The organism is Jannaschia helgolandensis (assembly GCF_900109285.1).
GTDB classification, from domain to species: domain Bacteria; phylum Pseudomonadota; class Alphaproteobacteria; order Rhodobacterales; family Rhodobacteraceae; genus Jannaschia; species Jannaschia helgolandensis.
This window is the reverse complement of record NZ_FNZQ01000008.1, coordinates 71,659-89,458: the sequence shown is the minus strand read 5'-3', so window position 1 is coordinate 89,458 and position 17,800 is coordinate 71,659. Positions and strand designations below refer to the sequence as shown.

Here is a 17,800-nt window from a genome sequence, read left to right as displayed (position 1 = left end):
ATGTCCGCCACACCGAACCCTATCGACATGGCCAAATACGTTTCGGCCCGCCGCGCGCTGGACTATGTTCAGGACGGCATGCGGGTCGGCCTGGGAACCGGATCCACCGCCGCCTGGATGGTTCGCTGTCTGGGCGAAATGATCCGTCAGGACGGTTTGCGCGTGACCGGCGTGCCGACTTCGACACGCACGGCGGAACTGGCCCGTCAATGCGGTGTTCCGATCGCCACTCTGGAAGACGTGAAGTGGTTGGACCTGACGATTGACGGTGCCGACGAATTCGACCCCGATCTGGCGTTGATCAAAGGCGGCGGTGGCGCACTGTTGCAGGAAAAGATCGTTGCGACAGCCTCGGATATGATGGTCGTCATTACCGATAAGTCAAAACAGGTCGATCATCTTGGCGCTTTCCCCCTGCCGGTGGAGGTCATTCCCTTCGGCTGGCAGACTACCAAGGCGTTGATCGAGGAATCGCTGATCGGCATGGACGTCGCGGGCCGGTCGGTCACCCTGCGCCTGAACCGCGATGCGTCGTATCGCACAGACGAGGGCAACCTGATCCTCGATCTTCATCTGCGTCGTATCGGTAATCCGCGGCAACTTGCGCTTGTGCTGAACCAGATACCCGGTGTGGTCGAGAATGGGCTGTTTCTGGATATCTGCGACGTGGTGATCATGGGCGATGCGGATGGCGGTGTCGAAGTGCGCGATATCAACAATGGAACCGTGACCTACGAAAAGGTCGATATCCAGGACGATGACAACATCTTCGTGGCGATCGCGGACTGAGGTGCGGCAAGGCCGCATCCGTAATCCGACGAGGCCGCGTGCGGTGCGCGCCCGCGCAGATATCCCACCACGGCGACATTCCCGGAAGGATCTACAATGAACTTCGACTATGACCTCTTCGTTATAGGTGGCGGCTCGGGCGGTGTGCGGGCCGCGCGACTGACGGCACAGGATGGACACAAGGTCGGCTTGGCGGAACAAAGCCGCATGGGCGGCACCTGTGTCATTCGTGGCTGCGTTCCGAAGAAGCTCATGGTCTTCGCCTCGGGCTATGCCGAACTGATGCAGCAGGCGAAAGAGTACGGCTGGGATGTTTCGAACGGTAAATTCGACTGGCCGCATTTCATCACGCATCTCAATGCCGAACTGGATCGGCTCGAACAAATCTATCGCACGAATCTACAGAAGGCAGGCGTCACGATCCACGATCAGCGTGCCGTGCTGATGGACGCGCATACCGTTGAATTGGCTGACGGCACCACCTACACCGCCAAACACATTCTTGTTGCCGTGGGCGGTCATCCGATACTGCCAGACATAAAGAACGCCGATCTTGGGGTTATGTCGGACGACCTGTTCAATCTGCCCGAGCTTCCGAAAAAGATGCTGATCGTGGGCGCAGGCTATATTGGCTGCGAATTCGCGGGCATATTCAACGGCCTCGGGTCAGAGGTCAGCATGTTCGTGCGCAGCGCACAGATCCTGCGCGGATTCGACGAGGAGGCGAGGGGCCATATCGGCGACGCGATGCAGCAGCGTGGCGTCAGGATTCATACCGGCTGCGCCCCGATGAAAATCGAAAAGCGCGGCGACCGGATTTGGGTAAAGGGTTCCAACGGCCACGAAGAGGAGTTCGATCTGTTGGTCTGGGCGACGGGTCGCAATCCGAATACCGGCGGGTTGGGTCTGGCAGAGTTGGGCGTCGAGCTGGAGCGGCGGGGTGAAATTTGCGTCGACGAGTACAGCCAGACCGCCGTTCCGTCGATCTATGCGATTGGCGACGTGACAGGCCGCGTCGAATTGACGCCCGTGGCGATCCGCGATGGTGTCGCGTTTCACCAGACCGTGTTTCAGGGCAACAAGACCCCCGTCGATCATGCGCTTGTCCCCACAGCGATCTTTACCCAGCCCGAGATGGGCACCATTGGCCTGACCGAGGAAGAAGCCTGCGAACAGGAACCGACGCTGGTCTATGCCACCGCTTTTCGCCCCATGCAGACGACTTTCGTCGGCGGAGAGGAGCGGATGCTGTTCAAGATGCTGGTCTCGAAAAAGACCGACAAGGTACTGGGCATCCACATCGTCGGCCCCGGTGCGGGAGAGATGATCCAGTTCATCGGCATTGCCCTGAAGATGGGAGCGACCAAGGCGGACTTCGACAGGACCTGCGCCGTCCACCCGACGATGGCCGAGGAATTGGTGACGATGACACACCCCGTGCGGGACCTTGCTTGATATGTTAGGTCGCGGGACCAATCTGTAACACCACGTGATAGAATAAATGGAATGAAGGGACGATCCTGATGGCAGGTAGCGGAGGCCCCTGGGGGGGCAGCGGGAAATCCGGTGGCGGGGACGGCGACGACCGGGACGCCTCGCAGCGTCCGAATGGCGGGCGCCGCCCCCCGAACCGAGGTCCGCAAGGCGTGCCGGAAATCGACCAGCTGATGAAAAAGGGGCAAGACCAGCTCCGGGTTCTCATGGGCGGTCGCGGTGGCGGCAACCCCAACGGCGGTGGCAGCGGTGGGGGCGGGTTCGAACTGAACCGCGCGACTATCGTGATCGGCTTGCTGGGGGTTCTCCTGATCTGGCTGTTCATGTCGTTCTATCGCGTGCAGGCCGATCAGCGTTCGGTCGAGCTGTTCCTGGGCAAGTTCTCCGATGTGGGCGCACCCGGTCTGAACTTCGCGCCGTGGCCTATTGTTACCAAAGAAGTTCTCTCGGTCACGTCCGAGCGCACGGTGGCCATCGGTGTCAACCGCGGCAACCGCGACGAACAGGGCCTGATGCTGACTGGCGACGAGAATGTCGTCGACATCGACTTCCAGGTCGTCTGGAACATCAATGACCCGGCCGAATATCTGTTTAATCTGCGCGACCCGGAGCAGACGATCCGCGCCGTGTCCGAATCCGCCATGCGTGAAATCATCGCCCGGTCGGATCTGGCACCGGTCCTGAACCGGGACCGGGGCATCATCGCCGAAGAACTTCGGACTCTGATCCAGGCCACGCTCGAAAGCTACGATTCGGGCATGCAGGTCCTTCGGGTCAACTTCGACCGGGCCGACCCGCCCGAGCAGGTGATCGACGCCTTCCGCGAGGTGCAGGCCGCCGAGCAGCAGCGCAACCGTCTCCAGTCCGAGGCCGACCGCTATGCCAATCAGGTGCTCGCCGGCGCGCGGGGTGAAGCCGCACAGCTTCTCGAAGAGGCTGAAGGCTACCGCGCCCGCGTCGTCAATGAAGCCACCGGTGAAGCCAGCCGTTTCACTTCGGTTCTGACGGAGTACTCCGCCGCGCCCGAGGTCACCCGCAAACGTCTCTATCTGGAAACTATGGAACAGGTGCTGGGCGACGTCGACAAGATCATCATCGACACCAGTGTCGGCGGCAGCGGCGGTCAGGGTATCGTGCCCTATCTGCCTCTCAACGAACTGCGCGGTACGCGTAACGAGGAAAACAACTGATGAAACGGACAGCATATCTCCTGCCGATCGCAGCAGTAATTCTCGTGGCGATCTTCTCGTCGGTCTTCGTGGTCGACGAACGCCAGAAGGCGCTGGTGCTGCAATTCGGTCGCGTCGTTGACGTCAAGCAAGATCCGGGGATCGCCTTCAAGATCCCCTTGATCCAGGACGTCGCCTACTATGACGACCGCATTCTGTCGCGCGATATTGACCCGATGGAGGTCACTCCCAGCGACGATCGTCGCCTCGTGGTCGACGCTTTCGCGCGCTATCGAATCGCCGATCTGCTCCAGTTCCGGGAGGCCAATCCGACGGGCGGAACCGAACAGGCGGAACAGCGTCTGGACGATATTATCCGGTCGCAGATGCGCGAAGTCCTGGGTTCGGTGTCCTCGAACGAGATCCTGTCGGAAGACAGGGCCGCGCTGATGCTGCGGATCGCATCGGCTTCGCGGACGCGGGCGGCAAACCTTGGGTTGCAGGTCATCGATGTGCGCCTCAAGCGCACCGATCTGCCGCCGCAGAACCTCGACGCGACCTTCGCCCGGATGCGGGCTGAACGCGAACGCGAAGCTGCTGACGAGATCGCGCGCGGTGAAGAAGCCGCACAGCGCATCCGCGCCCAGGCCGACCGTACCGTGATCGAGCTGACGTCCGACGCAGGCCGTGAAGCAGAGATCGTCCGAGGCGAGGCAGATGCCCGTCGTAACAGCATCTTCGCCGAAGCCTTCAGCAGCGACCCGGAGTTCTTTGAGTTCTATCGTTCGCTGACGGCGTATACGCGGGCGCTGCAGGGTTCGAACTCGACGCTCGTTCTGTCGCCGGACTCGGAGTTTTTCGACTATCTGCAGACAGACGGTATTGCGGGCAGTTCCGGCGCTGCACAGCGCGAGATCGGTTCGGCTCAGCCCGCGCTTCTCCCAGCATCATCGCAGGAGGCGACCGCCCCCGCAGACGATTCCACTGCGCCCGAAGATGACGCAACCGCACCTGCGGACAACGCAATCGCACCGGACGATTCCACTGCACCCGCAGGCGACGCTGCCGTGCCTGCGGAAGGTGTCACGGCTGGCTCCGGCAACTAGTCCGTCACCATGGCAAACTGAACGGGCCGCTTTCACAGGTCGGCCCGTTCCACCTGGCAGACACGGCTCCGTAATGCGGCGGCCGTTTTTTCTTCACCCTTGGCGCGCGGATGCGAAGGTTGTAGTTTGGACCTGACCTCTCACGCGAGTGTGATGGCGAGTGCGTTGAAAGTTTGGCAACCGATGCGAACATGCAACGGACCCGGGGCCCGGCAGCGTCAGTTCAATCGGGACTCCAATTTGCTCTGCCAAGGGCATGAACAGGTATCTCAGGAGGGACCTTCCTTGACTACAGACACGAATCCGCAATTGTCAGTCACCGCTGCGCTTCGCGCGCTGACGACGCTCGTGATGGGGCTAGCGATGCTGGTCGCATCCAGCCTAGCGGCTGTTGCGCAACGCGCTCCCGACACATTCGCCGATCTTGTCGATCAGGTTTCTGGCGCGGTCGTGAACATCACTACGAATACCTCGATTGCCGCCGCCGATCAGGGTCCGAATTCAGGCAGCCCGCTGGAGGATTTCTTCGAGGAATTCCGCCGCCGCAATTCGCCCGACGGGAATGTACCCGAGATGCCTCGCCGTCGTGGCAGTGCGCTCGGTTCCGGGTTCGTGATCAGTGAAGACGGCTATATCGTAACCAATAACCACGTGATCGCGAATGCGGACGAGATCATGATCGAGTTCTTCTCGGGTCAGGAACTGCCTGCCGAGATCATCGGCACCGACCTCAACACCGATCTTGCCCTGCTCAAGGTCGAATCCTCCGAACCGCTGCCTTTCGTCTCATTCGGCGACAGCAAGGCTATGCGGACAGGCGACTGGGTCATGGCCATGGGCAATCCGCTGGGTCAGGGCTTTTCGGTCAGTGCGGGCATAGTATCGTCTTTGGGACGGGAACTTCAGGGCGCATATGACGACTTTATCCAGACCGACGCCGCGATCAACCGCGGCAACTCGGGCGGTCCGCTGTTTAACATGGACGGTCAGGTGATCGGGGTGAATACCGCCATCCTGTCGCCCAATGGCGGCTCGATCGGTATCGGGTTTGCGATGTCGTCAAATGTCGTCAACAATGTCGTGGGCCAGTTGCAGGAATTCGGCGAGACCCGCCGCGGCTGGCTGGGCGTGCGCATTCAGGATGTGGATACGGAACTGGCCGATGCGCTGGGTCTTGAAACCGCGCGCGGTGCCCTTGTGACAGATGTGCCGGAGGGGCCTGCGTCCGAGGCCGGGATATTACCACGTGATGTCATCCTGACCTTCGACGGGATCGACATTGTGGACACCAAGCAGCTTGTTCGCACCGTCGGAAATGCACCGGTCGATACCGCCGTGCGGGTCGTGATCTTCCGCGACGGCGAAACGCAGACCCTTCTGGTTACGCTGGGTCGTCGCGAAGATGCGGAACGGACGATTCCTGCTTCGCTGCAGTCTCCTGATGAGGCAACCGAAAGCACGATCATGGGTCTGACCATCTCGACCCTGACTGATGAATTGCGGTCGCAACTTGGCCTGGAAGCCGATGTCGAAGGTCTGGTCGTATCCAACATCGAAGAGGATTCGGCAGCCTTCGAAAAAGGCCTCCGCATCGGCGACGTGATCGAGGAGGCGGGACAGGTTGCCGTCGGAACCCTTTCCGATCTGGAAGACAGGATTGCCGAAGCCCGCGATGCCGGCCAGAAGTCTTTCCTTCTGCTGATACGTCGCGGGGAGGACGCCCGGTTCGTGGCACTGCCGCTGGACGGGGAATAACCTTATACCATGAATTTCAGCCTTCGGGTTTGAAGCAATGTGTAAAACGGGCGTCTTTGGGCGCCCGTTTTCACAACTGGCGCCAGACCCATGCCCCGCTGAACACGACGGCCACCAGAATTGGTTGATGAATCAGATACAGGCTCAATGCGTGGCGCCCCGGCCAGGCCAGCGCTTCGGCCAATTGACCCGGCTGCTTGGGCCCCCACTGCATCAGTCTGCCTCCCCCGGCCTGTCCGAAGGCCAGCCCCGCCAGCAAAGGTGCAAGCCATGGCACCAACGGTTCATAGTCGATTGACGGTGGCACCCATGTGCCCAGGCCGGTCCACATCCACCATGCTCCGTCCAGCGCGGGCGTTCGCAACATCGGTGCCAGCCAGAATACGGCTGCGGCTGCCGCCAGCGTGACGACCCAGTGGGCCCGCAGAAACAGAAGTCCGATAAGTGACGTGAGAGCGATGGAATGAAGAATGCCGAACCGCACCCAGGCCCCGGGCACAGCAAAATAGGTCGCAAGACTGACCCCCGCCGCGGCCACGATCAACACGGCCAGACGCTTGAAATAGGACCGGGCCCGGAAGCGCGACCCATGCGCCAGCCACAACGAGAACCCGACCAAGAACAGAAAGCTGCCGGCAATGGTGCGGGCCGAGATGTCCCATAGACCGCCGAAGGTCGTGCCGGGCGGGACCAGTCCCAGCACCTCGAAGTCGCGTCCGAAATGAAAGATGGCCATGGCAACGAAAGCCAGCGTCCGCATCCAATCGACCGCGATCAGACGCCCTTTGGTGATAATCATATGCCGTTCCGTCCCAGTTCGACCAATCCAAGTGTCTGTGCCGAGGTTTTCGATAACATTCCACTTTCCAGACCGCGAGCTGCCTGGAATGTCCGCACGGCCTTTCGGGTCGGCGGATCGTACATGCCATTTATATCGCCCGCGTATAATTCCCGAGCCGCCAGGGCGCGTTGAATCTGTGCAATGAAGGCCGGGTCGCCGTCGCGCAGCGCGCAGGGGATTTCGAACCAGTTTTCGCCCCGTTCCTGCACGATGCGTGTCGACGTCAAGGTACGGAACCGCGCAGGCTCCACCACTATACCGTCGGAGTTCCGAACTTCGGCACTCTCCAACCGCTGTTCTGTCACCGTTTCCAGAATGGCGGGCGTCACACCAAGCGCATGGCAAGTGCCAGGCAGAGCATTGCTAGGACCGATCGTCCTGGTCACAGGCTCGACCGTGGAAATACCGCAAGCCGTCATCAGCAAGAGAAGGGGGGTCGTTCGGAGCATATGCACGGGCCTCGAGGCGCGATCTGTCGCCGCGCGTTCATGCGACCTTAAACTAAGTGCCGCCAAGGACAAACATTAGCAGATACGAGGTTGTCAGATCGGCCGGATCGCCCCTGCGGGTTGTTGCGCATACGTCACCACCCCGCTAACCCACAAGATGAAAATCGCAGGAGTTCCTATGCCCAAGATCACCTACATCGAGCACGGCGGCAAAGAGCATGTCGTCGACGTCCCCACCGGCCTGACCGTGATGGAAGGCGCGCGTGACAACAACATTCCCGGTATCGAAGCCGATTGCGGCGGGGCCTGCGCCTGTTCGACCTGCCATGTTTATATCGCGCCCGACTGGGTCGAGAAGCTGCCTGCCAAGGACGCGATGGAGGAAGACATGCTGGATTTCGCCTACGAGCCTGACGCCACAAAGTCTCGCCTGACGTGCCAGATAAAGGTGACGGATGCACTGGACGGATTGGTGGTACAGATGCCGGAAAAGCAGATTTGATCCGTCTGGCGGTTCTCGCGACGCTTGCCTTGTCCCGGCCCGCCGCCGCATGTCTTGCCCCGCCACCTGCGGACGTCATCAGAGGCAGTCTGGTCGAGGCCGCAGAAGCAGAGCCCAATGCTGCGTGGTATAGCACTCCGACCGGCATCTATGGTCATGGCATTATGGGGTCGGTCCCGGATGCACGTGATTTGGTTGCCAAAATTGCGACGGAAGATGGGGACTGCCGTATTGTCACAACACAAGCAGGCGATGGGCACGTATTCGAGGATACTGCCCCGCGACTGGTCGACGTGACGGGCGACGGAACCCCGGAAATCATCGCCGTCCGGTCCAATCTTGATCGTGGTGCGCAGCTGGTCATCTATCAGCACAGAGATCGCGCCCTGATCGAAATCGCCGCCACTCCCTATATCGGGCAAAGCAATCGCTGGTTGGCTCCAGCCGCAGCGGGCGATCTGGATGGCGACGGATATGTCGAGATCGCCTATGTCGACCGGCCCCATTTGGCCAAGATCCTGCGCATCTGGCGTTATGCCGCCGGCGACTTCCGCGAGGTTGCGGCCGCAACCGGGCTGACCAGTCATGCTATCGGCGATGAAGTCATCCACGGCGGCTTGCGCGACTGTGGGCAGGGACCGGAAATCGTTCTGTCGGACGCCGACCGGTCTCGGATGCTGGCCGTAACCTATGACGGGTGGACAATCCGCGCGCGCGAAATTGGTTTGTGGTCCAACGCTGCGGCAAAAGATGCCGTGGCCTGCCGCCGATGATACCGGCGATGCCGTCTGTGCTTCCGCAGGGAGCGGGGATCGGCGCGCTTGACCGTCCGGAAAGGCAGATCTAGCGGCCCGGCCCGCACAGCCGGACTGAACGCGTGGTGGACCTGCGTCCCTGGCGGCGTCAGACCCCCAGATCGGGCAGCGGGCAGTCCAGCGCGTCGGTGCCGATCTTCCGTGTTACGAGGTCCTGCGACGGATCGGCCCCGGCCAGGCGCGCGCGATACTCGCCGCCGTCGCCCTCCAGAAAGTTCCAGCATTGCGACCCTGGATCATTATCATAGATGAAGCAGATTTCGCCCGCTGCATTCTCGAACCAGATGCCGCGCTGACACTGGCCATTCTCGAATGCCCAGATGACGCGCTTGTCGTCGAAATACTGTTCTGCTCCGAATGCTTCCCCGAAGCGATTGAAATACAATGTCTTGCCAGTCACCATCTGGGCGAATTCATCCGCAGTCATGGTGCGTTCCGCAAAAGCGGGTGCGGCAAACAAGGTAAGGCTGACCAGCAATGGATAGGTTAGAAACGAATGCATCGACTTCTCCTTTGTGAACACTTTTGCCGCAGCTGACCGCCGTGTCCATCCCGAGGGTGGCGCAGGCAGCCCGCCTTGGAGTGATTTCCGGGACTGTCATGGCTCGACCGTCAGCAGGGCACCGCTGAGAACGATTGAAAATGGCAGTCTCCGATCAGCGACATCGGCGTATGATAGGCGCGTATTCTGCGGAGCGATTGGCGCGCATCGCCGCCACGCGTCTTGCGACACATCAGGGAACAGCGCAAACAGAAGGCTCGGCGTCGCAATCGCGCGCCGGGACGCGCCGTCTCCATTCTAGGCTCGCGGTGACGACAGGAAGGATGCGGCATGCTGGATCACGATAAGACAGACGGCGACGGGACGGGCCAATCCGGAAAAGGCGTCTGGAAATCCGGCAAGGGTCGGGGGCGGGCGACGCCGAAGGGGCGGCAATACGACGATGTTGCACTCGCCGAAGTGCGGGCGCTTCTGGGCGACCGGCCGCGACGGCGCGATCTGCTGATCGAGTTCCTGCATCTGATCCAGGACGAATACGGTCACCAATCTGCAGCCCACCTTCGCGCGCTGGCCGAGGACATGCGCCTGTCGATGGCCGAAGTCTGGGAGGTCGCGACTTTCTATGCCCATTTCGATCCGCTGCGCGAAAACGACCCGGTGCCGCCTGACCTGACGATCCGCGTCTGCGACTCGCTGTCGTGCGAATTGGCGGGATCGGAGACACTGATCGCGGCGCTGGAATCGGGCCATGATCCCGCGAAGGTTCGTGTGCTGCGCGCACCCTGCATGGGCCGCTGCGATACCGCGCCGGTGCTGGAGATCGGCCACCGCCACATCGACCACGCGACGCCGGAGTTGGTGGCCCAGACGCTTGAGGCGGGCGATCTGCACGCCGTCATCCCAGACTACGAAGACCTCGCCGCCTATCTCGCCGGGGGCGGGTACGTGCGGCTGACCGACCTGCGCGCGGGTGGCGACTGGCAGGCCGTGCAGCAGACGATTGCCGACAGCGGCTTGCGGGGCCTGGGCGGGGCGGGCTTTCCGTCGGGAAAGAAATGGGGCTTTGTGCGCGGCAATGCGGGCCCGCGCTACATGGCCGTGAATGGCGACGAGGGCGAGCCGGGCACCTTCAAGGACCGTTACTATCTTGAACGTGTGCCGCACCTCTTCCTCGAGGGCATGCTGATCGCGGCCTGGGCGGTCGAGGCGGAGCGTGTCTATCTGTATATGCGCGACGAATATCCGGCAGTGCTGCACATCCTTGCTACCGAAATCGCGGCCCTCGAAAGGGCGGGTCTGATCGAACCGGGCTACGTCGATCTGCGCCGCGGTGCGGGTGCCTACATCTGTGGCGAGGAATCCGCGATGATCGAGAGCATCGAGGGCAAGCGCGGCCTTCCCCGTCACCGCCCGCCCTACGTGGCGCAGGTCGGGCTGTTCGGGCAACCCACGCTGGTCCACAACATCGAGACCTGCCACTGGATCGCCCGTATCCTGCGCGAAGGACCGGAGATTCTGTCATCGGTCGAAAGGAATGGCCGCAAGGGTCTGCGCAGCTATTCGGTGTCCGGTCGCGTGGCCGATCCGGGCGTGCACCTTCTGCCTGCCGGGTCGACGATCCGCGACGTGATCGCGGCGGCGGGCGGCATGGCCGACGGCCACGTGTTCAAGGCCTATCAACCAGGGGGACCGTCGTCGGGCCTGCTGCCTGCGTCGATCGACGATGTGCCACTGGACTTCGACACGCTGCAACCGCTGGGCAGTTTCATCGGTTCGGCGGCCGTCGTCGTTCTGTCCGACCACGACCGGGCGCGGGATGCCGCGCTGAACATGCTGCGCTTCTTCGAGGCGGAAAGCTGCGGTCAGTGCACGCCATGCCGCGTGGGCTGCGAAAAGGCCGTCAAGCTGATGCAGGCCAAGATCTGGGATACGGGCCTTTTGGAAGAGGTCAGTCAAGCCATGGTCGACGCCTCGATCTGCGGTCTGGGGCAGGCCGCGCCAAACCCGATCAAACTGGTGATGAGGCACTTCGCCGAGGAAGTCGGAGGTGGCGTCGCGCCAATGCCCGACAGCGACGGATATGATACGAACGATGCGCTGGACGGTTGACCCGCAGCCCGTCAGTTACGATAGGCGCGACAGATGCAGCCCGCCGCGCTGATCGCGCGACAAAGTTCGAGCGCCTGCGACCGGTTCTCCGCTCCGACCCGTGCGGCGATAATCGGTGGCAAAGAACCCCGCCGGGGCTGTGGGACGAGCTGCAACCGCGAGGCGGGCGCGACGCGGCGGCAAGACGGGTTCAACGCATCATAGGCAGAACGGGCGCGGGTGGGGTTCAACCCGTATCCAACCTGCACCCCCCATGGTGACAACGGCGGTTCGGGGACGGCCAAGGGTGTAACCCTGCGGTTGGCGGCCATCGCGATGCAGGCGGCCTGAAACGGTTTGTCGTCGTCCAGGGCGAAGGTCAGCCCGATCGGCGGATCGTCGCGCCATCTCTCGGCGGTATGGCCTGTGACGATGCGGACATAATCGACGGTTTCGCGGGCCAGCCCGCCGGTCCCCGCGATCCAGCCTTCGACCCTCCGCTCACCCCCGTTGTAGCCAATGGCGGCCAATCCGAGGTTGCCATACCGGCGCGTCATCTCGGCCAGATAGGAGGCGGAGCTTTCGATGGATTGCGCCGGATTGAACGCATCGGCCAACCCCCGCAACCGGGCGGTTGGCGCGATGAACTGCGCGATTCCCATCGCGCGGGCCGGGCTGACGGCATTCGGATCGAACCGGCTTTCCTGCCACAACAGGCGCGCGAGATAGCCCGGCGGCAGGCCGTTCAGCCGCGCCTCGGCCTCGATCTGGAGGCAGACGTCGGCTTCGAAACTGACTGGCCGGATGCAGTGTCGCTTGCCGCTCGCGCCCTCGGAACAGGTGATGGCGGGCGGAGGGTCGGCCTGGACAGGGACGGCAAGCGCCAAGGTTATGGCAAACAGAGAGAAAGTGGCGCGCAACATGCACGAACGGTCGGGTCTGGGGACAGGGCTGTCAACTGGCCTTTCAGACGCACTTTCGCCGGACCGCGAGGCATATTAGGTGGGGTGTGAAAGGGTCGGTACCATGTCGTTCTTCAAGAAGCTGAAAGATCGTCTGACGCGGTCGTCGTCGAAACTCGAAGAGGGGTTGGACGCGATCGTCGATGCGGGGACTGACGATGCCGTCGAAGCGCGGCCTGTGCACGAGCCATTGCCAGATCCGGCTCCGGAACCGCCGGCCGAGCCTGCCGCCGCATCCGAACCGCAAGCCTCGCCGCCCGTCCCACACGTACCGCTTGTGGACAATACCCCCGTGCCGATGCCTGTTCCACCGGCACCGGCACCGGCACCTGCGTCCCCGAACGACGAACCCGACCCGCCGCGCCAGGACGCGCCGAAACCGGGTCTGATGGGGCGTCTGGTGGGACGCGCGCTGCCGCCGTCTGCCCCGCGCCGTGCCCTCGACGATGACATGCTGGAGCAGTTGGAGGAATTGCTGATCGCCTCGGATATGGGTGTTGAGACGGCGATGCGCGTCACCGCCAACCTTGCCGAAGGCCGTATGGGCAAGCGCCTGTCATCGGAAGAGATCAAACGTCTTCTGGCCACCGAGATCGCCCGGATCATGGACCCGGTCGCCCGTCCCATGCCGTTGACTGCGCACCGCCCGCAGGTGGTTCTGGTCGTCGGTGTGAATGGCTCGGGCAAGACGACGACAATCGGCAAGCTGGCAAGTCAGTTTCGCGCCGCGGGCAAGTCCGTCGTGATCGCGGCGGGTGACACGTTCCGCGCTGCTGCGGTGGAACAATTGCAGGTCTGGGGCGAGCGTGCTGGTGTGCCTGTCATGGTCGCGCCTCAGGGTTCGGACCCGGCGTCACTGGCGTTCGAGGCGATGACCAGGGCCGAGGCGGACGGTGCCGACCTGCTGCTGATCGACACCGCCGGACGCCTGTCGAACCGCGCTGACCTGATGGAGGAACTGGCCAAGATCGTCCGCGTCATCCGCAAGAAAGACCCGACCGCGCCACACAACACGCTGCTGGTTCTGGATGCCACGACGGGACAGAACGCCCTGACACAGGTGGGCGTGTTTCAGAAGCTGTCGGATGTGTCCGGCCTTGTCATGACCAAGCTGGACGGCACTGCCAAGGGCGGCGTTCTTGTCGCGCTGGCCGACCGTTTCGGATTGCCGATCCATGCCATCGGCGTGGGCGAACAGATCGACGATCTGGACGCTTTCGACCCCGAGGAATTCGCCTCTGCCCTTGTGGGGCTGGACGTGTGATCCGCGCCATATCGGTCGCTTTGATGTCGGCCCCCTGGCTGTCGCAGCAACGCAGGCCGAAGCCGACAATGCCGGGGCGCGGGATAGCGATGCAAGACATGCTGCCGCACCCGCGCAGTCTGCAGGACGTCGGGATCGGTGGCATGGCCCCGGATTTGGCCGCCCGTATGACTGACACGCCCGAAGCCCCATGATCCTGCACCTTGGGGAAAATCTGGCCCCCCGCACCGCCAGGGAACGCAACGATCTTCTGGCGGTTGCTGGCATTTCGGCCTGCGCCGATCGTCCCCTCGGGTTCATGGGCCATTTCGCCATCCCGTCGCATGACCGCGATCTGCCGGTCGTGCGCCCCAGCTACTGCAAGACAGAGTTGGAGGGACGGGCGCCTGGACTGACGGAAGCGGCTTTCCGATGACTGAATGGATATTTGCCATTGAAGGCACCCCGGCGGGAAGGAACGCGGCACTTTGGCTGGCCCTGGCGGCGGCATTTCTGCATGCGTTGTTCGGTGCACTGCAAAAGGGGGGGCGTTATGACCCATGGACCTCGCGCACTGCGATGGACGTGGCGATTTTCTGCATCGCAACCCCTGTGGCGCTGTTCGTCGTGCCATGGCCACCCCTGCGCCTTTGGTGGGTTCTGGTCGGGATGGTTGCGATCCAGTTTCTCTACAAGGCATTGCAGGGCGCGACCTATCAGCGGGGCGCCTATACGGTCGTCTATCCGGTCGTGCGCGGGACAGGGCCATTGTTTACCGTGCTGGGCGCAGGCGCGATTTTCGGCGAGACGTTTACGGCGGCGCAATGGCTGGGCGTCGCGATCCTGATTGTCGGGTTGTTCGGTCTGTCGGCGTATAATCTGGCGAAGATCACCGTCGACCGGGCGACGCTGGGACCGGCACTGGGACTTGCCGTGCTGACCGGATTGATGGTGGCCGTCTATACGACGTGGAACGCCTTCGGCATCCGGTCGGTGGCCGATCCGTTCACTTTCCTCGCGTGGTTCTTCATGCTGACATCCTGGGACTTTCCACTTATTGCAGCCTTCCGCGGAAAATGGCGCAGGCCCGAGCCGCACCTGATCCGGCTCGGCCTGATCGGAGGGATTATCGCGTTCGGGTCGTTCGGGTCGATCATGCTGGCCACGCGGCTCGACAGTGTGGGCGAGGCGGCCATCCTGCGCGAAACCTCGACCGTGTTTGCCGCACTGATCGGATGGGTCCTGCTGAAGGAATCGGTGGGTCCCCGCCGCCTGATCCTGATCTCGCTGATCGCGCTGGGCGCGGTGGTGGTGGAGTTCGCGGGCTGAAGCCCTTATGTGCCAACTTAAGCCACCCAATATTTATGAGGACAGCCATGACCGACCGCCAGATCCCCGGATGGGTCAAGCCCTCACTGGAGCTTGGACCGGTCGCGTTGTTCTTCCTGGGGTACATATATCTGAAGGATGAGACCTTCACCGTCGGCGGCACCGAATACGCCGGGTTCATCGTGGTCACGGCCCTGTTCATTCCGCTGATTCTGGCTTCGACGGCGGCGCTCTGGTGGCTGACCGGTAAACTGAGCCAGATGCAGATCGTGACGGCGGTTCTGGTGACGGTTTTCGGCGGTCTGTCGGTCTGGCTGAACGACGAGCGGTTTTTCAAGATGAAGCCGACGCTGATCTATCTGTTGTTCGCCGCCGTGTTCTTTTTCGGGCTATGGCGCGGGCGCAGCTATCTGGCGATGGTCCTGTCCGAAACGCTGCCGCTGACGCATGAAGGCTGGATGCTTCTGACCAAGCGAATGGCATGGTTCTTCGTCGGGCTGGCTGTCGCGAACGAAGTCATCTGGCGCACGATGTCGACGGACGCCTGGGTCAGTTTCAAGACCTTCGGCCTGCCGGTGGCGATGTTCGCATTCTTCATCGCGCAGGCAGGGTTGCTCAAGGCACATACCCCTGAGGAAAAGGTGGAGGAGGAGTAATCCCCGCCGCCTGAAGCCCTTTCAGTCCTTGCTGTCGTCGTCGGGCTTTTTCATCCGCTTGGTCGAAGGGGGCTTCTTGGGTTTTGCGACGCCGCGCCCGCGTTGACCGCCCTTGCGCAGACTGATCGAACTGTCCGACCGAAGACGCGCGGTGCGTTCCGACTTGGTTTCCTTCGGTTGATCCGGATGGCCGGGGCGGTGCGTGGGTTTGCCGGCGCGATCCCCGTCGCGGCGCGGCTTGTCGTCACGCCGGCCTTCACCCTTGTCCCACGGGCTGCGGTCGCCATCGCGCGACGGACGATCGGGGTTCCCGTCCCACGGCTTGCGCGAACCTGGACCGCTGCGTCCCGGACGATCACCATCGCGGGCGGGTCGGGTCGAACGGTCGCCATCTTTTGCCCAGGGCTTGCGCGCGGCGGCAGGTTTTCCGCCGTCGCGTTGGGGTCTGTCCCCATCCCGCTGCGGTTTCGTACCATCCCGATTGGGTTTGTCGCCGAATTTCGACCGAGGTTTGCGGTCCCCATCGCGGGTCGGACGCGCGGTGCGCTCGGGGCGTGATCCGTCGCCGTCATTGCGTGTCACCGGCGGTTTGCCGGTGCGGGGACGGTCGGGTCGTGCGGCGCGCGCGGACCGGGCCTCGGCGGGGCTGACAGTCCGGGCCTTGGCGGGGCCGCGCGGTGCGTCCGACGTCTCGCGCCCGCGTCCCTTGTCGATCAGGCGATCGCCCGAAGACCGGGGTTTGCGCGGGCTATCGCCCTTGATGCCGCGTCGGTCGGCTTTCTCGTCTTCGGCCGCCGTCGAAACCTGCCGGCTTTCGGCCAATTCACCATCCCACGTGCCGCCAAGCTGTTCCTTCAGAACGCGGGGCTTCACTTCCTCGACCTCGCCAGCGGGCAGTTCGCCCAGCTGGAACGGCCCATAGCTGATCCGGATCAGCCGGTTCACATACAGGTCGACCGCATTCATCGCCCGGCGGACCTCGCGGTTGCGGCCTTCGCGAAGCCCCACCGTCAGCCAGGCATTCGCGCCCTGCTGGCGATCGAGCGTGACCTGCATGGGTGCAAAATCCTCAGGGCCGTCCTCGCCCTCGACGGTGATACCGTCACGCAGACGCTGCAATGCCGCCTCGGCAGGTTTGCCGTTCACCCGCACGCGGTATCGGCGCAGCCAGCCTGTCGACGGCAGCTCCAACTGACGCTTCAGGTCGCCGTCGTTGGTCAGCAGCAGCAACCCTTCGGAGTTCAGATCCAGCCGCCCGACCGACAATACGCGCCCCAATTCTTCGGGCAGCGTCTCGAATACCGTCTCGCGATCTTTCTCGTCCCGCTCCGTCGTCACCAGACCGGCGGGCTTGTGGTATAGCCACAGTCGCGCGCCGTCCGCCTTGGGCAGTGGCACGCCGTCCACGGTGATCTTGTCGCCGGGCACGATGTTCGTCGCTACATTCGACACGGTGCGTCCGTTCACGGCGACGCGAAGGTCGGTCACCATAGTCTCGGCATCCCGGCGCGACGCAAGGCCCGCGCGGGCGATTACCTTGGCGATCCGGTCGCCGGCTCTGTTCTGTTCATCGGTCATGGGCGCGCTCTACGCCTCTTGGGGCACGGGGGGAAGCGGCTTGCGTCGCGCGGGTCGTCGCGGCATCCCGGTGCCATGTTCCGTTCCTTCATGTCCGATGCCCTGTCCGAAGCCCGCGCAGCCGCCTTGCGCGGCGAAGTGCCGGTGGGGGCCGTGGTGACGCGTGGCAACGATATCATTGGACGGGGCGGTAATCGGACCCGTGAATTGAACGACCCGACGGCCCATGCCGAGATGCTTGCGATCCGCGCAGCCTGCGCGGCACTGGCTCAGGATCGTCTGATTGGATGCGACCTCTGGGTGACACTGGAGCCCTGTGCGATGTGCGCGCAGGCCATCGCACACGCCCGGTTGGATCGCCTTCATTTCGGTGCCTCCGACCCCAAGTCGGGTGGGGTTTTGCACGGTGCGCGAATTTTCACACACCGCCAGACGCACCATGTGCCCGATATTCACGATGGCATCGACGCAGAAGCCTGTGCCGCACTTCTTAAGGAATTCTTCGCGCAACGGCGCTAGCGT

The 17,800-nt window shown here is 62.9% G+C and carries 19 protein-coding genes; 14 read left to right on the top strand and 5 right to left on the bottom strand.

All coding sequences use genetic code 11. From position 1 onward, the window contains the following. The 5 genes from rpiA to BMY38_RS16495 all read left to right on the top strand — a co-directional run bounded on the left by rpiA (position 1) and on the right by BMY38_RS16495 (position 6,313). Positions 1-789 carry a ribose-5-phosphate isomerase RpiA gene (gene rpiA / locus BMY38_RS16515; protein WP_092764929.1) on the top strand — a complete coding sequence of 263 codons (789 nt, stop codon included), beginning with the start codon at positions 1-3 and terminating at the stop codon, positions 787-789. A 96-nt stretch (positions 790-885) separates the two neighbouring features. Beyond that, positions 886-2,244 (top strand): glutathione-disulfide reductase, encoded by a 1,359-nt coding sequence (gene gor / locus BMY38_RS16510; RefSeq protein WP_092764927.1) that lies wholly within the window; start codon positions 886-888, stop codon positions 2,242-2,244. 68 nt (positions 2,245-2,312) lie between these two features. Next, entirely contained in the window at positions 2,313-3,473 is a 1,161-nt protein-coding gene (gene hflK, locus BMY38_RS16505; RefSeq protein WP_092764925.1) for an FtsH protease activity modulator HflK, read from the top strand. Beyond that, entirely contained in the window at positions 3,473-4,558 is a 1,086-nt protein-coding gene (hflC, locus tag BMY38_RS16500) for a protease modulator HflC (RefSeq protein ID WP_092764923.1), read from the top strand. The genes hflK and hflC overlap by 1 nt, the downstream gene beginning before the upstream one ends. Positions 4,559-4,909: 351 nt before the next feature. Next, on the top strand, positions 4,910-6,313 hold the full coding sequence (locus BMY38_RS16495; RefSeq protein WP_092765040.1) for a Do family serine endopeptidase: 1,404 nt from the start codon (positions 4,910-4,912) through the stop codon (positions 6,311-6,313). Positions 6,314-6,383: 70 nt separating this feature from the next. Here BMY38_RS16495 and BMY38_RS16490 read toward each other — a convergent pair whose 3' ends face one another. Together BMY38_RS16490 and BMY38_RS16485 are read right to left on the bottom strand one after the other, a co-directional pair. Further along, positions 6,384-7,112 carry a heparan-alpha-glucosaminide N-acetyltransferase gene (locus tag BMY38_RS16490; protein ID WP_092764921.1) on the bottom strand — a complete coding sequence of 243 codons (729 nt, stop codon included), beginning with the start codon at positions 7,110-7,112 and terminating at the stop codon, positions 6,384-6,386. Further along, complete coding sequence (locus BMY38_RS16485; protein WP_092764919.1) at positions 7,109-7,603, bottom strand: peptidoglycan-binding domain-containing protein; 495 nt, start codon at positions 7,601-7,603, stop codon at positions 7,109-7,111. The genes BMY38_RS16490 and BMY38_RS16485 overlap by 4 nt, the downstream gene beginning before the upstream one ends. Positions 7,604-7,781: 178 nt before the next feature. Between BMY38_RS16485 and BMY38_RS16480 the strand changes: the two genes are divergently transcribed. Then, complete coding sequence (locus BMY38_RS16480) at positions 7,782-8,105, top strand: 2Fe-2S iron-sulfur cluster-binding protein (protein ID WP_092764917.1); 324 nt, start codon at positions 7,782-7,784, stop codon at positions 8,103-8,105. Next, positions 8,102-8,878 (top strand): FG-GAP repeat domain-containing protein, encoded by a 777-nt coding sequence (locus tag BMY38_RS16475; protein ID WP_245737658.1) that lies wholly within the window; start codon positions 8,102-8,104, stop codon positions 8,876-8,878. The genes BMY38_RS16480 and BMY38_RS16475 overlap by 4 nt, the downstream gene beginning before the upstream one ends. 130 nt (positions 8,879-9,008) lie before the next feature. On the opposite strand, the gene BMY38_RS16470 is transcribed toward BMY38_RS16475, so the two are convergent. Further along, positions 9,009-9,422 (bottom strand): hypothetical protein, encoded by a 414-nt coding sequence (locus BMY38_RS16470; protein WP_092764915.1) that lies wholly within the window; start codon positions 9,420-9,422, stop codon positions 9,009-9,011. A 330-nt stretch (positions 9,423-9,752) separates the two neighbouring features. On the opposite strand from BMY38_RS16470, the gene BMY38_RS16465 reads away from it, so the two are divergent. After that, positions 9,753-11,531: an NAD(P)H-dependent oxidoreductase subunit E gene (locus tag BMY38_RS16465; RefSeq protein WP_092764913.1), complete on the top strand. Its 1,779-nt coding sequence runs from the start codon at positions 9,753-9,755 to the stop codon at positions 11,529-11,531. 11 nt (positions 11,532-11,542) lie between these two features. Here the strand turns inward: BMY38_RS16465 and BMY38_RS16460 are convergent, their stop codons facing one another. Beyond that, the gene (locus tag BMY38_RS16460) at positions 11,543-12,433 is read right to left on the bottom strand and encodes a lytic transglycosylase domain-containing protein (protein ID WP_092764910.1); all 891 of its coding nucleotides are present in this window, start codon (positions 12,431-12,433) and stop codon (positions 11,543-11,545) included. A 103-nt stretch (positions 12,434-12,536) separates the two neighbouring features. On the opposite strand from BMY38_RS16460, the gene ftsY reads away from it, so the two are divergent. From ftsY to BMY38_RS16435, 5 genes are read left to right on the top strand one after another with little or no spacing between them, the layout of a single operon-like run. Beyond that, positions 12,537-13,736 (top strand): signal recognition particle-docking protein FtsY, encoded by a 1,200-nt coding sequence (gene ftsY, locus BMY38_RS16455; protein WP_092764908.1) that lies wholly within the window; start codon positions 12,537-12,539, stop codon positions 13,734-13,736. Next, positions 13,733-13,930 (top strand): hypothetical protein, encoded by a 198-nt coding sequence (locus tag BMY38_RS16450; RefSeq protein WP_092764906.1) that lies wholly within the window; start codon positions 13,733-13,735, stop codon positions 13,928-13,930. The genes ftsY and BMY38_RS16450 overlap by 4 nt, the downstream gene beginning before the upstream one ends. Then, on the top strand, positions 13,927-14,151 hold the full coding sequence (locus BMY38_RS16445) for a hypothetical protein (RefSeq protein WP_092764904.1): 225 nt from the start codon (positions 13,927-13,929) through the stop codon (positions 14,149-14,151). Before BMY38_RS16450 ends, BMY38_RS16445 begins: the two co-directional genes overlap by 4 nt. Next, entirely contained in the window at positions 14,148-15,044 is an 897-nt protein-coding gene (locus BMY38_RS16440) for an EamA family transporter (RefSeq protein ID WP_092764902.1), read from the top strand. Before BMY38_RS16445 ends, BMY38_RS16440 begins: the two co-directional genes overlap by 4 nt. 47 nt (positions 15,045-15,091) lie before the next feature. After that, positions 15,092-15,700 (top strand): inner membrane-spanning protein YciB, encoded by a 609-nt coding sequence (locus BMY38_RS16435; RefSeq protein ID WP_092764899.1) that lies wholly within the window; start codon positions 15,092-15,094, stop codon positions 15,698-15,700. Between the two features lie 21 nt (positions 15,701-15,721). Here BMY38_RS16435 and BMY38_RS16430 read toward each other — a convergent pair whose 3' ends face one another. Next, complete coding sequence (locus tag BMY38_RS16430) at positions 15,722-17,278, bottom strand: pseudouridine synthase (RefSeq protein WP_092764896.1); 1,557 nt, start codon at positions 17,276-17,278, stop codon at positions 15,722-15,724. 75 nt (positions 17,279-17,353) lie between these two features. On the opposite strand from BMY38_RS16430, the gene BMY38_RS16425 reads away from it, so the two are divergent. Next, positions 17,354-17,797: a nucleoside deaminase gene (locus BMY38_RS16425; protein WP_092764894.1), complete on the top strand. Its 444-nt coding sequence runs from the start codon at positions 17,354-17,356 to the stop codon at positions 17,795-17,797. The last annotated feature ends 3 nt before the right edge of the window (positions 17,798-17,800 follow it).